Genomic DNA, 14,547 nt, shown 5'->3' on the forward strand with positions numbered 1-14,547 from the left:
CGATGACACGTTTTCTTCTCGTTGCAGCAGGTGGGGCGATCGGCTCCATGGCGCGCTATGGCCTCGGCCTCGCCGCCGGGCGGCTTGCGCCCAATGCCGGCTCGCCCGTGGGCACCTTCGCCGCCAATGTCGCCGGCGGTCTGCTGATGGGTTTGCTCGTCGGCTGGCTGGCGTTCCGGGGCGGGGCGCAGCAGGAGATGGTGCGCCTGTTCGCCGCCGTGGGCGTGCTTGGCGGGTTCACGACCTTTTCGTCCTATTCGCTGGAAGCGGTACAGATGATCGAGCGCCGCCAGATCGGCCTGGCCGCCGCCTATGTGATCGGCTCGGTGGTTCTCGCCATCGCGGCCCTGTTCGTCGGCCTGATGGTCGCCCGCCGCGCCTTTGGAGTTCCCGCTTGACCGATCAGCCGCCCGCAGCCGATGCGCCTAAGCGCGAAGTCCTGACGATCTATGTCGCCGAGGATGAGGACGGCATCCGGCTGGATCGCTGGTTCCGTCGGCGTTGGCCGCATCTGTCCAACATCCAAGTGCAGAAGATGGCCCGTAGCGGCCAGATCCGCGTGGACGGCGCCCGCATCAAGCCCGAAGGGCGGCTGACCGCCGGAGCCGCCGTGCGCGTGCCTCCGATCCCGGACGACACCTCTCGTCAGGCGGGCGACGCCCACACCCTGTCCGAAAAGGACATCGCCTTCGCCAAGTCGCTGGTGCTTTACGAAGACGACATGGTGATCGCCCTGAACAAGCCGCATGGCCTGGCGGTGCAGGGCGGGACCAAGACGAGCCGTCACGTGGACCGTCTGCTGTCGGCCTGGGGCGAGGGATTGGAGCGACCACGTCTGGTTCACCGGCTGGACCGCGACACCTCGGGCGTCCTGCTGCTGGGCAAGGGGCCGGAGGCGGCCAAGCGACTGGCGGGCGCCTTTGCCCGTCGGCAGGCCAAAAAGACCTATTGGGCCATCGTCATCGGCAATCCGAAACCCTATACGGGCCAGATCGACATGCCGTTGAAGAAGACCGGCATCAACGATTTCGAGATGATGCGCCCGGCCGAGCGCAAGGACCCGCGCGCCGAACCGGCCGAAACGGCGTTCTCGACCATCAGCCGCGCCTCGCACCGGGCGTCATGGATGGCCCTGCGCCCCTTCACCGGACGGACGCACCAATTGCGCGCTCATATGGCGGGGATCGGCCATCCCATTCTGGGCGATCCGAAATACGGCGATGAGAAATCGCGTGAACTGTCGGGCCCCCTGAAGCTGCAACTGCACGCCCGCAGCATCGAACTGGACCACCCGCGCGGCGGCGTTCTCAAGGTCACCGCCCCCTTGAGCCCCGAAATGAAAGCCGGCTTCGCCCACTTCGGCTTTTCCGAGGACGAGGCTGAAGACGATCCCTTCGTGGGCGTGAAGCGAATCCGGTGACGTCTGGCCTTCAAGTGCAGGTTTGGCAGGCGAGGGTCGAAGGGGCCAAGGCTCTGGCCGCCGCCGGGCGGCTGAGCGCGGCCTTGGACATGCTGGGGCCGATAGCGCAGCAGGCCGATGCGCCGTGGCAGGCGCTGTCGGTCCAAGCCGATCTGCTGAAGCGTGTGGGGCGTCTGGAAGAGAGTGCGGCGCTGTCGCAGCGACTCGTCGAAGTTCGGCCGCACAGCGTGCCTGCGTGGCATAATCTGGCGTCCACCCTCGGCGATCTTGGACGGTCGGCCGAGGCGGAAGCCGCATGTCGCGCCGCCATGTCTATCGCCGGCGATGCGCCCGAAACCTGGCTGGTGCTGGCGCGGGCGTTGCAGGCGCAGAGCCGGTTCGACGAGGCCGACGACGCCTATCGTCAGGCGCTGCTGCGGCGGCCCGGCTATGGCGACGCGTTGCGTGATTTGAGCCAGCTGATCTGGATGCGGGATGCCGATCTGGAGACCGCCTGCGCACCGCTGGATGCCGCCATAGCCGTATCGCCAGCGACGCCTTTGCTGCGCCAGATCAAAGCGAAGCTGCTGGAATATGCAGGTGAGGGCGAGCGGGCCTATCGCACCCTGGTCGCCGGACCGCTGGATGGGCCCGGGGAACTGGCGGCGGCGCAGGCGTGTCTGACGTGGGATCCCCTCGCGGCGCTGGACCATGCGAACCGGGCGGCGGCGCTGGCGGGCGGCGAGGTTCCGGCGATCATGGTGACCCAGGCCGAATGCCTGCTGGCGCTGGGTCAGGCCGAGGCGGCGCTGGTCACGATCGAGACGTTGCGGACGCGCGAGCCGCTGAACCAGCATGTGCTGGCCTTTCAGGCGACGGCCTGGCGGATGCTCGGCGATGTGCGGTACGGCCGGCTTTACGACTACGACGCCTTCGTGCGGCCGTATCGGCTGCAGGCGCCTGACGGGTGGGCGTCATTGGAGGCCTATCTGGTCGATCTGGCGAAGGCGCTGCACGATCTGCATACGCTAAAAACCCATCCGGTGGGCCAGTCGCTGCGCGGGGGATCGCAGACCAGCGCGTCCTTGGCTCAGAGCGAAGATCCGGCCATTCGCGCCTTCTTCAAGGCCATCGACAAGCCGATCCGCGACTATATGGCGGGGGTTGGCCACGGCGACGATCCGCTGAGGGCGCGCAATACGGGCGACTATCGCATCCAGGGCAGTTGGTCGGTGCGGTTGAAGCCGAACGGATTTCACGCCGACCATATTCATTCGAACGGCTGGCTGTCCTCGGCATGCCATATCGAACTGCCGCCGGCGGTGCAGGGCGAGCGCCGCGACGGCTGGTTGCGGTTCGGCGCGCCGCCCGGCCTGCCGAGTTTGGCGGCAGAACACTGTGTGCAGCCCCGACCCGGCACGTTGGTGCTGTTTCCTTCCTATATGTGGCATGGCACCCAGCCGTTCGGCGGCGAGGCGTCGCGTCTGACGCTGGCGTTCGACGTCGTGCCGGCCTGATTCCAACGGACCTTCTGATGACCGACCAACCCACCCCGCATCGCCCACGTTTCGTCGAGCAGTCGCCGGATCGTATCTCCCGCTTCTGGACCGAGGCGGGCGTCGGGCCGCATGCGGACGGGGGCTGGGCCGTGCTGTTGGATGGGCGCGCGCCGAAAACACCGGACAAGGCGCCGCTGGTCTTGCCGACGCAGGCTGCGGCGCAGTTGGTCGCCGACGAATGGGCGGCGCAGGGGCAGTTTCTGGATCCGTCGACTATGCCGGCGACCCGGCTGGCCTCGACCGCCATCGATCGGATCGGTCAGGCGCGCGATGCGGTGGCGGACGAGATTGCCGCCTATGCCGGATCGGACGTGGTCTGCTATCTGGCTTATCATCCGACGCCGCTGGTCGAACGGCAGGCGCGGGAGTGGGGGCCTTGGCGCGATTGGGCCGCGCGCGAGATGGGTGTGGTGCTGGAGCCGGTTGAAGGCATCGTGCATCGGCCGCAGTCGCCTGACGCCATCGCGCGGGTCAAGGCGCACGCCCTGTCGCTGGACGACTTCCGCCTGACGGGGCTGGCGACGGCTGTGCCGCTGCTGGGATCGGCGGTGCTGGCCCTGGCGGTTGAGCAGGGCGCGCTGGGCGGCGGTACGGCGTTCGACCTGTCGCGGATCGACGAGCTGTTCCAGGAAGAACAGTGGGGCGTGGACGCGGAGGCCGCCGAACGCACCGAGTCGCGCCGCGCGGAGGCCCAGCTGCTGGACCGGTGGTTCAGAGCGCTCGGTTAGGGCGCTGGAGGCGTCGTCGAGGCTGAGATCAGCATCGCGCGTTCCTGATCGGTCAGGTGTCGCCAGCAACCCTCGGGGAGGTCGCCCAGCTCCAGCGGGCCGATGCGGATGCGATAAAGATCCACGACTTCCAGACCGACCAGTTCGCACATGCGGCGGATCTGGCGATACTTGCCCTCGGTCAGGACGAAGCGAAGGCGTTGCGCTTCGATCTGGGTGACGCGGGCGGGCTTCAGGGGCTTGTCGTTCAGCGACAAACCGTGGCGCAGCTTGCTGAGCTTGCCTTCGGTGATCTGGCCTTGGACGACGACCAGATATTCCTTGTCCAATTCCGACGCCGGGCCGATCACCGCCTTGGCGACGACGCCGTCCGACGACAGAAGCAACAGGCCGCGCGAATCCTCATCCAGCCGACCGATGGGGGGCAAGGAGGCATCCCGCGCAGGCGTCTCGCCTTCGCCGACACGATTGGGCGTCTTCAGTAGTCGCACGGCCGGGATCTTGCCGGGATCGGGCTGGCCCGAGACGTAACCGACCGGCTTGTGCAGCACCAGGGTCATGCCCGTCGCCAAGGCCGCCTGGGCGGTGTCGTTCAGGGTCAGGGTTTCGCCCGGTTGAATCTTTCGGCCGGCGTCGCTGATCGTCTCGCCATCGATGGAGACCAGACCATTGGCGATCAGGGTATCGGCCTCGCGCCGCGAACAGACGCCGGTCTGGCCCAGCCACTTGTTCACGCGAACGGGTTCGTCGCCGTCATAGGTGCGGGTGAAGGCCATGCGATTCCGTCGTGCAGTCGATGCGTTTGTCTAGAGCCGGGCGGGATCGCGAGCAAGCGGGGCGCCGCTTTCAGGATTAGTAGGGCCGGTCCGTTTGAACTGGTAGGTTGATCCGGCCGGGATCGTCACTATATCTGACGGCATTCCACAAATGAGCCAGAGTGCGGGACGACACGCGTCGGACCCGTCGATTTTCATTTTTCTGGTCATCGGCGTGGGTGTTTCGACAGCGTCGCTCGTCGGATCTAGATCAGTATTGAAACATCTCAAGGAGACGTCTTGTTCGCTCAAAACAAATCTTCCGCAGGCCCCCGTCGCACCGGTTACAACCGTCCTGTCCCCACCCGTCTGCGCATGGGGCTGGTGATGCGGCGTGACATGGCGTTCGGCGAGTTGGGCGACGTGGAGGGCGCGTTGCGGGCCGAAGGCGTGGGTCTGGCCCCGATCTCGACGGGCGACGCGAGCCTGATCGCCGGCGGCGTGACCGTGCTGGCCACCGCAACGGCCAAGGACATCGCCGAAGGCCGTCTGAAGGGTTTGGTCGTTCCAGGTGGTTCGACGGACGAGGCGTCGTTGGCGGCCGTGCGGTCGCTGATCGACTTGGCGCGCGCCAACGGTCTGACGGTCATCGCCTTCGCGGACGGCGTCACGCTGGCGGCCGATAGCTTCGGCTTGTCAGCACAGGCCGAGGGCGCGGTGTTTAAGGACGGTGGGGTGACCCTCCTGAACGAGCGGGCGGAACTGTCCAAGCTGGTCGGCGCGATCGTGTGATCAGACGGCGCGGAACAGCAGGATGAGGTTGTTCGCCGGCATCTGAACCCGCAGCGTGGCCGCAAGGCCATGCGAGCGGGCCAGGGTCTCAACCGCCTCGCGATCACGCAGACCCCATTCCACGTTTCGCGCCTTCAGGCTGGCGTCGAAGGCCGCGTTCGATTCCGCCAGCGGAACCTTGGCCTCGCGGTATGGACCATAAAGCGCCAGCAGGCCGCCGGGTCGTCGCAAGACCCGATCGGCCAGATCCATCAGCCCCTCGGTCGCTGACCAGGGGCTGATGTGCGTCATGTTCGCACAATACAGAGTGTCAAACGTGTCGGCTGGCCATGTCGTGGGGTTGCCGGCGTCGAGCGCCAACGGCGGCTTCAGGTTCGACAGATCGAGCTGGCGGCTCCAGGCGGTGATGCTTTCTCGGGCCTGATCGCTGGGGTCGCTGGGCGTCCAATCCAGATTCGGCAAGGCGGCGGCGAAGGCGGCTGCGTGCTCGCCCGATCCGGACGCGATCTCGAGCACCGAACCACGCGCCGGCAGATGGGCGCGGAGCACGCGAAGAATCGCCTCGGCGTTGCGCCGCGCAGCGGGCGATGTCAGTGCGCCGTCCGGCAAGACGCTGATGGAGTCCAGGCTGTTCATTCCTCCTAAGTATCGTCGAAACGCGACGAACACATCTGCGATTTCTCACCGCGAAAGGCCGGTTGTTTGTGCATTTTTTGCGCAATTTGACGATCATCGAGGCTCGGCGCAATTCGCTTGTAACAGTGCGTGATCGTCACGCGCTGAAGGCCACGACGGCGTCAGATCGTCGGACCTTTTCGCTCAGGAGACGCCCTTGTCTAATCCTTCAACGCCCGGCTTGCGCCCGGCGCCCACCGCCCATGCCGGGCTGATCGCCTGGGTCGAGCAGATCGCCGCCCTGACCAAGCCCGCCAAGGTCCATTGGTGCGACGGCTCCGAGGCCGAGAAAGAAATCATCACCGCCGACCTGCTGGCCAAGGGCACACTGAAGGCGCTGGATCAGACCAAGCGGCCGGGCTGCTACTACGCCGCCTCCGATCCCCGCGACGTCGCGCGCGTGGAGAGCCGCACCTTCATCTGCTCGGATGACCAGGCTGACGCCGGCCCGACCAACAACTGGGCCGATCCGATCGAGATGCGCGCGCGTCTGGATGGTCTGTTCAACGGCTGCATGGCCGGGCGGACAATGTACGTCGTCCCGTTCTGCATGGGGCCGTTGGGATCCGAGATCAGCGCCCTGGGCGTCGAAATCACCGACAGCGGCTATGTCGCCCTGTCCATGGGGGTGATGACCCGCATGGGTAAGCCGGCGCTGGATCAGTTGGGCGAAACGGGCGTCTTCGTGCCGGCCGTTCATACCTTGGGTGCGCCGCTGGCCGACGGTCAGGCGGACGTGGCCTGGCCCTGCAACGACGACAAATGGATCGTTCATTTCCCCGAGACGCGGGAGATCTGGTCCTATGGCTCGGGCTATGGCGGCAACGCCCTGTTGGGCAAGAAATGCTACGCCCTGCGCATCGCCTCGATCATGGCTCGCGATGAGGGATGGCTGGCCGAGCACATGCTGATCCTGAAGCTGACGGATCCGAAGGGCCGGGCGAAATACGTCGCCGCCGCCTTCCCCAGCGCCTGCGGCAAGACCAACCTGGCCATGCTGCAGCCCAGCCTGCCGGGCTGGACCGCCGAGACAATCGGCGACGACATCGCCTGGATGCGGTTCGGCGATGACGGGCGACTGTATGCGGTCAATCCCGAGGCCGGCTTCTTCGGCGTCGCGCCCGGCACCAGCCGCAACACCAATCACAATGCGCTGGAGACCCTGGCCTCCAACACCATCTTCACCAACACCGCCCTGACCAACGATGGCGATGTCTGGTGGGAGGGTCTGACCAAGGAGACGCCCGAAGGTCTGACCGACTGGAAGGGCCGTCCGCACGATCCCGCGTCCGGCGAACCCGCCGCGCACCCCAACGCCCGTTTCGCGGCGCCCGCCAGCCAATGCCCGGCCATCGCGCCGGAGTGGGAAGATCCCAAAGGCGTGCCGATCGACGCGATCCTGTTCGGCGGCCGCCGCGCCAGCGCAGTGCCGCTGGTGACCGAAGCCTTCGATTGGGAGCACGGCGTCTTCATGGGCTCGACAGTGGCGTCCGAGGGCACCGCAGCGGCCGAGAACAAGGTGGGCGAACTGCGCCGCGATCCCTTCGCCATGCTGCCGTTCTGCGGCTACAACATGGGCGACTATTTCGCCCACTGGCTAAAGATGGGGCAGGGCCGAGACGCCTCGAAACTGCCGCGCATCTTCTTCGTCAACTGGTTCAGAAAGGATCAGGACGGCCGTTTCGTCTGGCCCGGTTTCGGCGACAATGCGCGCGTGCTGAAGTGGATCAGCGAGCGGATCGACGGCGAGGCCGAGGCGGTCGATACGGCGGTCGGACGCGTGCCGTCAGTCACGGCCTTGGACCTATCAGGCCTGGACGTGACGCCGGCGCAATTGTCGACCTTGTTGGACGTCGATGCAGGCGTCTGGGCCGAAGAGGCGGCGCTGATCCCCGATTTCTATCGCCAGTTCGGCGATCGATTGCCGACAGCCCTGTGGGACCAGCACGCGGCCCTGGTCGCGCGTCTGGATGACGCCGGCGCGGCCTCCATGGCGGCGGAATAGGCGAAAGCCATCTTGCAATAGGAGCGTTGCGGGTCGATCAGACGGCCCGTGACGTCTTCCTCTCCTGTCGTGATCGTCGGCGCCGGCGTGCTGGGCCTTTGCACGGCGTACGAGCTGCATCGGCGCGGCCGGGCGGTGTTGGTGGTCGATCCGGGCGGGGTGAACGCCTCAGCGGTGGCTGCGGGGATGATCGCCCCGGCGATGGAATCGGCCATCGACGACGTGTCGGTTGATCGCGCGCGGCTGTTTCGGGCGGGACGCGACCTGTGGCCCGAGTTCGCGAGTGCCGCCGGCATCGCTCTGGCACATCGACCCGCCGAATGGCGAGGCGGCGATGTGGGGGCGATGGAGGCGCGGTTGCGCGCGCTGGGCTTCGACGCGCGGCGCGATCGCGCCAGTGTCACGACCGATGACGATTACCAGGTCGAGCCAACACAGGCTCTGGCGGCTCTAAGGCGGGCGCTGGGCGAGGCTGTCGTAGTGGGGACGGTGACGACGATCGCCCGCACCGATGGCGGCTGGCGGCTCAAAGTCGGTGATCGATGGCTGGATGCGGACGCGGTCGTGCTGGCCACCGGCGCCGGTGACGCCATCATTGGTCTGCCTGAGACCGCGCGTCGTTTGATCGCAGATATTGAGCCGATCCGCGGACAGATCGGCGTGGCAGCCGTACATCTTGTCGATCATGTTGTGCGCGGGCCGGGCGCCTACGTCGCGCCAATGGCGTCTGGCGCGGTCATCGGAGCGACGATGGAGCCGGGATGGCGGGATACGGCGCCGGATGCCAAGGCGTCGGAACGTCTGACCCAGGCGGCTTGGGCTGCGCTGGGTCGGTCGCCCGAACCGCTGGCGATCGAATGGCGCGTCGGCATCCGGGGCGCGACGGCGGATGGTCTGCCGCTCGCGGGCGCGGCGTCTGGTGAAGAGGGCTTGTTTTTGGCCTTGGCGCCGCGTCGAAACGGCTGGTTGCTGGGGCCCTTGGTCGGCGCCGTGGTGGCCGATGGGATCGAGGGGCGGACGGCGTCGCCACACGCCCGCGCCCTCGACCCTGGTCGGTTCTAACCCTCCATCGCGAACCGGACGGTGAAGTTGACGGTCGCGCCGTCGACAGGCCGGCCGTCAACGGTGCGCGGGTTCATGCGGAACGACCGCGTCAGGCTCTGCGCGGCGCGGCCGAAGCCCTGGCCGCTCGGTGTCTCGCCCACGACCCGGCAGCCGTTCAGGCCGCCGTCCGCATTGACCACGCAACTGAGCGTCGCCGAACCCGGCGTGCCGTTCTCTGCGGCGCGGGTCGGATAAGCCCGCGCCATCTGCGCCGCCGAAGGCCGGCTGGCCCAAGATGGATTGTTGATCACCGACGGCGGGCGCGGTGGCGTCTCGACGGTTGCCGTGCCGCCCTCAACGCCGGTGGGAGCGACGCTGATGGTCGGCAGACCAGGTTGAGCGGTAACGACGCCGGGCTCGGGCGGCGTCAGCGGGATCGTCTGCACCGTCGAGGGCACGGGGATCGCCGATTTGTGAATGGGCGTGGGCGGCGCCGCCGTTTCAGGCGTGGGCAAGGGCTTGGGTTTGGGCGGCGCCATCATCACCGAGACCGGCGGGTCGAGGATGTCTTCGATGGGCGGCCCACTCAACTCGAACCGTTGATTATAAAGCGCCACCCCCGCCGCAACGTGCAGGACCACCGACACGCCGATGGCGCCCAGCATCCAGCGCGGGATGGGTTTCTTGCGTTCCCCGAAGTCGATCGGGCTGATCAAGCCGGGACCACCGGCAGCACGGATCATCATAACGTCACTCCCTCGTTCACCGCCCCCGCAGCGCCCGTAACTGGAAGTTGAGCGCGCAGGTTGTGGCGGCTTTACGGCGAAGTTTTCCCGTTCGACGAAGGTCGAGGCGTTAACGCGACCGTTGAGAATTAAGAGTTGGTTAACTACGTTCGCCGACCCTTTGCACATGGGTATCGGAGCGATTCCATCGACAGGCGGGGTAGAGGCGGCCATCCGGCGCGCATCGAACGCCGTTGGCGTGGACTATGACTTCCTGGTCAAGACCGCGCGGCGCGAGAGCGCGATGAACCCGTCGGCCAAGGCCCCGACCTCGTCGGCCGCCGGCCTGTTTCAATTCATCGAACAGACTTGGCTGGGCACGGTCAAGCAGCACGGGGCCCAGCACGGCTACGGCCAATACGCCGATCTGATCCATCGCGGGTCGGACGGACGTTGGCGCGTCGAGGGTTCGGCGCGCAACGTGGTGCTGGACCTGCGGTTCGATCCCCATGCGGCCTCGACCATGGCGGCTGAGTTGACGGCGTCCAATGCCGCCTATCTCCGCGGACGTACGGGCAAGGAACCGGGCGCAGGCGATCTGTATGCGGCTCATTTCCTGGGGCCGGCTGGGGCCGCCGGTTTGATGGAGGCGATGGATCGTAATCCGGGCGGCAGCGCCGCAGCGCTGTTCCCCGACGCTGCGCGGGCCAACCGCAGCATCTTCTATCGCAATGGACGCGCCGCCACGGTCGCCGAGGTCCACGCCAATCTGCAGCGCACGGCAGGCGAGGGCGCACCCGCCGCCGGAGCCGGCGAGACGAAATACGCCGTGCCGAACCTGAGCGACAAGGACCAGATGCTGGCCGCACGTCTGGATCGGCTGAAGCAGGATCAAGGCCTTCTGGCGCTATTGCTCGGTCAGGATGGATCATCCAGCAGCGGCTTCGGCGGCGCTTTCTCGCCAAATGGCAAGGAATCGACCTGAGTCGTTGCATTGCAACCGATGGTAAACCGCCCGTTAAGCATGGCAGTCTCATTCTGGGATCAACGTCCGATTCCATCACGAGCCGTCCATGACCGCCTTCCGCGCCCGCCTGACAGAAGTGGACATTCGACGCCTGATCAAGGCGACGGACGACGATGAGCGGGCCGAGGCGGCGCACAAGCTGTGCCGCAACATGGAGCGCGCGGAACTGAATGAGGACGACAGGGCGGCGGCGCAGAAAATCCTGCGTCTGCTGGCCAATGACGCCGCCGAACTGGTGCGTCGCGCTATGGCCGTGACGCTGAAGGCGTCCGATCTGATTCCCAACGACGTGGCGCGCAAACTGGCCGGCGATCTGGACAGCATCGCCCTGCCGATTATCGCCTCGTCGCCGGCGTTCAGCGACGAGGATCTGATAGAGATCGTGCGCGCCGGATCGGTCGTGCGTCAGGTCGCCGTGGCGGGGCGGGCGCGGGTGTCGCGCGATGTCGCAACCGTGTTGGCGGCCGAAGGATGCGAGCAGTCAGTTCGCACCTTGGCGGCGAACGACAACGCCGATCTGTCCGAAGGCGCGCTGGCGACCGTCGTCGATCGTTTCGCCGAAGCGCCTGAAGTCCTGGCCGCCGTAGCCTATCGCCAGGTCCTGCCGCTGCATGTGACCGAACGGTTGATCCAGCTGGCCAGCGAGGCGGTGCGCGAACATTTGATCAGCCATCACGCTGTGGCGCCGGAAACCGCAATCCGTCTGGCCCAATACTCTCGTGAGCGGATGACGGTCGATCTGGTCGATCAGGCCAGCGCCAGCGCCGATCTGGCGGCCTTCATGGCCCAGCTGAACGCCCGTCGCGTCCTGAACGCATCGCTGCTGCTGCGCGGACTGGCGCGGGGTCAGATGGCGATGTTCGAATATGGGTTGGCCGAACTGGCCAACACGCCTCATCACCGCGCCTGGCTGATGGTGCATGACGCCGGCCCGTTGGGGCTGAAGGCCATCTATGATCGCGCGGGTTTGCCGCCGCGCCTGTTCCAGGCCTTCCGCGCGGGGGTCGACACCTGGCGTGCGCTGGCGGCGGAGGGGATCGATACGTCGAGCGCCTATTTCCGCGATCAGATGCTGGAGCGGTTCCTGACCCAGCGTCCGGCCGTACTGCGCGACGATCTGGCCTATCTGATGGAGCGGTTGGATCAGTCGCCGTCGCTTAGCCTGACCGCCGCCAACGCGGCCTGATCCTGAGAGCTTGATTCACGGCATCGACGAGATCGCGAAGCGATTTGTTTCGACCGATCAGGCTCAAAGAAAAAGGCCCGCCAGAGACGACGGGCCTTCGCAAACGGCTGGAGGGACTTCAGCCTGCGAGGTGATCTGCGACGCGCGCTTCCAGGGTCTCGGCCAGGGCGCGGCCGGTCGGATGTTCGTCGGTCTTGATCTGGTCGCGGACGACGGCGCGGATGGCGTCGATGTGGGCGTCCAGGATGGCGATCGGCGCAGTCATGCGGCGATCGGCGTCGTCCAGCATCTTGCACAGCGAACCGGCGATGCGCGTCACCAGCGGATATTCATAGGTCGTGCCCAAGCCCTTCAGATCATGAGCGCGGAAATACAGAGCCTCGGCGGTGGCGGGGGTGTAGCCCTGCTCACGGATGTCGGTCTGAGCCTTGTCCAGCTTGACGATCTCGTCGTTCAGCCACTGGCCGAACTGGGCCGACATGGCTTTCAGCGCCTCCTCTGCACGAGCGATGGCGTCGGCGTTGATGCCGAAGCCGCCGCCGACCTTGAGACGTAGCGAGTTGGTCGGAGGGGTGATCTGCGCCGGATTGCTCATGGCGGGCTCCATAGGACGTTCACGCCAAGATACGGTAGCGGGCTTAAGAAGCCGTGACCGATCAGTTCGCGAACTGTTCGGCCATCACCCGCTCATCGAACGACCGGCCCGCATCGAAGAGCATGGTCAGGGTGACGTCACGACGCTCGCGCACCTCTACGCGTGCGACACGGCGGACCTCGAAGTTGTCGGCGGTGGCCGAGACCGGGCGTTTGTCGGCCTCCAGGACCTCGAACCGCACCTTGGCGCCGTGCGACAACAGGGCGCCGCGCCAGCGACGGGGACGGAAGGCGCTGATCGGCGTCAGGGCCAGGATGCGGGCGTCCAGAGGAATGATCGGGCCGTGCGCCGACAGGTTATAGGCGGTCGATCCCGCAGGCGTCGCCACGAGGCAGCCATCGCAGGACAGTTCTTCCAGCCGCACGCGTTCATCGACAGTGATGCGCAGCTTGGCCGACTGGCGCGTCTGGCGCAGCAGCGACACCTCGTTGATGGCCAAGCCGGTGTGGACTTCGCCGCTTTCGGTCCAGGCGTCCATCTGCAGAGGGTGGATGACAGTCCTTTCGGCCGTCGCGATCCGCTCCAGCAGACCGTTGTCGTCGTAGTCGTTCATCAGAAAGCCGACGGACCCCCGGTTCATCCCGTACACGGGCGTGCGCTGGCGCAGGTTGCCGTGCAGGGTTTCCAGCATCTGCCCGTCGCCGCCCAATGCGACGATCACATCGGCCTCGTCTTCAGGCACGGCACCATAGTGGGCGATCAGGGCCTTGCGCGCCGCCTGGGCTTCGGGCCGGTCGCTGGCGACGAAGGCCAATCGGGGCGATGACGGCAGGGGGGAGGGGCTTGACTGAGTCACTTGGCGACGTGGCCCGAGCTTAGGGCGAGAGTCAAACGGTCGCGGGCTTCTGCATCATCTGATGGAAGGCGCGAGAGGCGGCGTGTGCGCTCATCGGCGTCGCCTTCCAGCCGCCGTCGGCAGGCATTCCGCCCGAAAGCTTGCGCACTTCCACCAAAAGAGAGGCGAAGACGGCCTTATCCACGCCCACGGCAATGCAGGCCAGGTAAAGCGGTTCGGCGGTCGGCGCGCGGATGGCGTGATGCACCTGAGCCTCACTGAAGCCGCCCAGGGCCGCCAGGGTCTGTTCGAACAGTTCGAAACGCTGTTCTCGTAGCGCGCGGACCAGCAGACCGGGGCGCAGCTGGCCGGCGGCTTGAAGTTTTTCCACCAGTCGTCGTTCCGCGTCGATGCGTGCGCGATCCTCGGTCCGGGCGGACATGGCGCGCCACTCCGGGCTGCCGACAGCCTTCGCCGCCGCGTCCTGAACCGCCGCATTCAACTGGGCGTCGTCGATGCGGAAGCGTTCGCCGATCGACTGACGCAGAGCCTGGCCGACCCATTGATAAAGCTGCTGAGCCAACTGTTCGTTCAGCCTGGGGTGACGCGTCAACGGCGCCCGCAGGCCCGCTATGCGGCGCGAATGATCGACCAGCTTGCGCATGGCGTCTTCGCCAATGTCGGCCGTACGGTTGGACGCCAGCGCCGTCACGGTGACGGGTTCTGCGCGATCGACGATCGTGTCCACGACCGGCCGCGCCAGCTGCGGGCGCCGGGCGACGGCGATCTGATGCTCCAGCGTCGCCTCGATTAGCAGGCGTATCAGGTCGGCGTTTTGTAGAAGCGGGCTGGAGGTGATGACCGGGCGGGCGATCTCGATCTCATCCAGCGCCAGCATATTGACCAGCGCTGGCGGGGCCCAATCGACGCCAGCGATCCGTTCGGACAGGGCCAGTCGAATATCCCGCTCGGCCTGGGCTGTCAGAGCGAGGAAGATGTCGCTGAGCAGCGGCGCGACCTTGGGCGGCGGCGGATTGGATTCACACAGCGAGGTGACCTTCAGCAGCAGGCGCTGACGATCGTCGGCCGAACGGCTGCTGGCCAGCGCCAGAAGCTCAGACACAGTCCGGTCGTCCCAGGCGTCGCGGGGCGGCTCCAGTTGAACGACAGACAAGGCGGCTCCCCGAACCGGCTACGATGCTTAACCATATGCTTGCGTGAT

Annotated in this window: 15 protein-coding genes; 9 read left to right on the forward strand and 6 right to left on the reverse strand. The window is 66.5% G+C overall.

Features of this window, described 5'->3' with window-relative positions; all coding sequences use genetic code 11:
- Positions 1 to 2 precede the first annotated feature (2 nt).
- From crcB to E4341_RS07215, 4 genes are read left to right on the forward strand one after another with little or no spacing between them, the layout of a single operon-like run.
- Positions 3 to 398, forward strand: coding sequence for a fluoride efflux transporter CrcB (gene crcB, locus E4341_RS07200; RefSeq protein WP_165116224.1), 396 nt, complete (start codon positions 3 to 5; stop codon positions 396 to 398).
- Positions 395 to 1,420: an RluA family pseudouridine synthase gene (locus E4341_RS07205; protein ID WP_165116226.1), complete on the forward strand. Its 1,026-nt coding sequence runs from the start codon at positions 395 to 397 to the stop codon at positions 1,418 to 1,420. Before crcB ends, E4341_RS07205 begins: the two co-directional genes overlap by 4 nt.
- Complete coding sequence (locus E4341_RS07210) at positions 1,417 to 2,916, forward strand: putative 2OG-Fe(II) oxygenase (RefSeq protein ID WP_165116229.1); 1,500 nt, start codon at positions 1,417 to 1,419, stop codon at positions 2,914 to 2,916. The genes E4341_RS07205 and E4341_RS07210 overlap by 4 nt, the downstream gene beginning before the upstream one ends.
- Before the next feature lie 17 nt (positions 2,917 to 2,933).
- Positions 2,934 to 3,686, forward strand: a complete 753-nt coding sequence (locus E4341_RS07215; protein WP_165116231.1) for an ATP12 family chaperone protein — start codon at positions 2,934 to 2,936, stop codon at positions 3,684 to 3,686.
- Here the strand turns inward: E4341_RS07215 and E4341_RS07220 are convergent.
- Positions 3,683 to 4,462: a pseudouridine synthase gene (locus E4341_RS07220; RefSeq protein ID WP_165116233.1), complete on the reverse strand. Its 780-nt coding sequence runs from the start codon at positions 4,460 to 4,462 to the stop codon at positions 3,683 to 3,685. The two genes, E4341_RS07215 and E4341_RS07220, sit on opposite strands and share 4 nt — an antisense overlap.
- Positions 4,463 to 4,741: 279 nt before the next feature.
- Here E4341_RS07220 and E4341_RS07225 point away from each other — a divergent pair, with 279 nt between their 5' ends.
- Complete coding sequence (locus E4341_RS07225; RefSeq protein WP_240893638.1) at positions 4,742 to 5,233, forward strand: hypothetical protein; 492 nt, start codon at positions 4,742 to 4,744, stop codon at positions 5,231 to 5,233.
- Here the strand turns inward: E4341_RS07225 and E4341_RS07230 are convergent, their stop codons facing one another.
- Positions 5,234 to 5,869, reverse strand: coding sequence for a DUF938 domain-containing protein (locus tag E4341_RS07230; protein WP_165116235.1), 636 nt, complete (start codon positions 5,867 to 5,869; stop codon positions 5,234 to 5,236). It lies immediately after the preceding gene.
- A 196-nt stretch (positions 5,870 to 6,065) separates the two neighbouring features.
- Here E4341_RS07230 and E4341_RS07235 point away from each other — a divergent pair, with 196 nt between their 5' ends.
- Both E4341_RS07235 and E4341_RS07240 read left to right on the forward strand, forming a co-directional pair.
- Positions 6,066 to 7,913 (forward strand): phosphoenolpyruvate carboxykinase (GTP), encoded by a 1,848-nt coding sequence (locus E4341_RS07235; RefSeq protein ID WP_165116237.1) that lies wholly within the window; start codon positions 6,066 to 6,068, stop codon positions 7,911 to 7,913.
- 48 nt (positions 7,914 to 7,961) lie between these two features.
- Complete coding sequence (locus E4341_RS07240; RefSeq protein ID WP_240893639.1) at positions 7,962 to 8,975, forward strand: FAD-binding oxidoreductase; 1,014 nt, start codon at positions 7,962 to 7,964, stop codon at positions 8,973 to 8,975.
- On the opposite strand, the gene E4341_RS07245 is transcribed toward E4341_RS07240, so the two are convergent.
- Positions 8,972 to 9,703, reverse strand: coding sequence for a TonB family protein (locus tag E4341_RS07245; protein WP_165116239.1), 732 nt, complete (start codon positions 9,701 to 9,703; stop codon positions 8,972 to 8,974). The genes E4341_RS07240 and E4341_RS07245 overlap by 4 nt on opposite strands.
- Positions 9,704 to 9,869: 166 nt before the next feature.
- Between E4341_RS07245 and E4341_RS07250 the strand changes: the two genes are divergently transcribed.
- Positions 9,870 to 10,667, forward strand: coding sequence for a transglycosylase SLT domain-containing protein (locus tag E4341_RS07250; protein ID WP_055754840.1), 798 nt, complete (start codon positions 9,870 to 9,872; stop codon positions 10,665 to 10,667).
- An 88-nt stretch (positions 10,668 to 10,755) separates the two neighbouring features.
- A complete protein-coding gene (locus tag E4341_RS07255) occupies positions 10,756 to 11,895 on the forward strand; it encodes a DUF2336 domain-containing protein (protein WP_165116241.1) in 1,140 nt (379 codons plus the stop codon).
- A 118-nt stretch (positions 11,896 to 12,013) separates the two neighbouring features.
- Here E4341_RS07255 and E4341_RS07260 read toward each other — a convergent pair whose 3' ends face one another.
- The 3 genes from E4341_RS07260 to E4341_RS07270 form a co-directional block, all read right to left on the reverse strand.
- Positions 12,014 to 12,490, reverse strand: a complete 477-nt coding sequence (locus E4341_RS07260; RefSeq protein ID WP_165116243.1) for an Hpt domain-containing protein — start codon at positions 12,488 to 12,490, stop codon at positions 12,014 to 12,016.
- Positions 12,491 to 12,551: 61 nt separating this feature from the next.
- Entirely contained in the window at positions 12,552 to 13,304 is a 753-nt protein-coding gene (locus E4341_RS07265; protein ID WP_165116245.1) for an NAD kinase, read from the reverse strand.
- A gap of 73 nt (positions 13,305 to 13,377) precedes the next feature.
- On the reverse strand, positions 13,378 to 14,499 hold the full coding sequence (locus E4341_RS07270; RefSeq protein ID WP_165116247.1) for a DUF2336 domain-containing protein: 1,122 nt from the start codon (positions 14,497 to 14,499) through the stop codon (positions 13,378 to 13,380).
- Positions 14,500 to 14,547 lie beyond the last annotated feature (48 nt).

The sequence above is a fragment of the Brevundimonas sp. 'scallop' genome, assembly GCF_011045535.1.
Taxonomy (GTDB): Bacteria; Pseudomonadota; Alphaproteobacteria; order Caulobacterales; family Caulobacteraceae; genus Brevundimonas; species Brevundimonas vesicularis.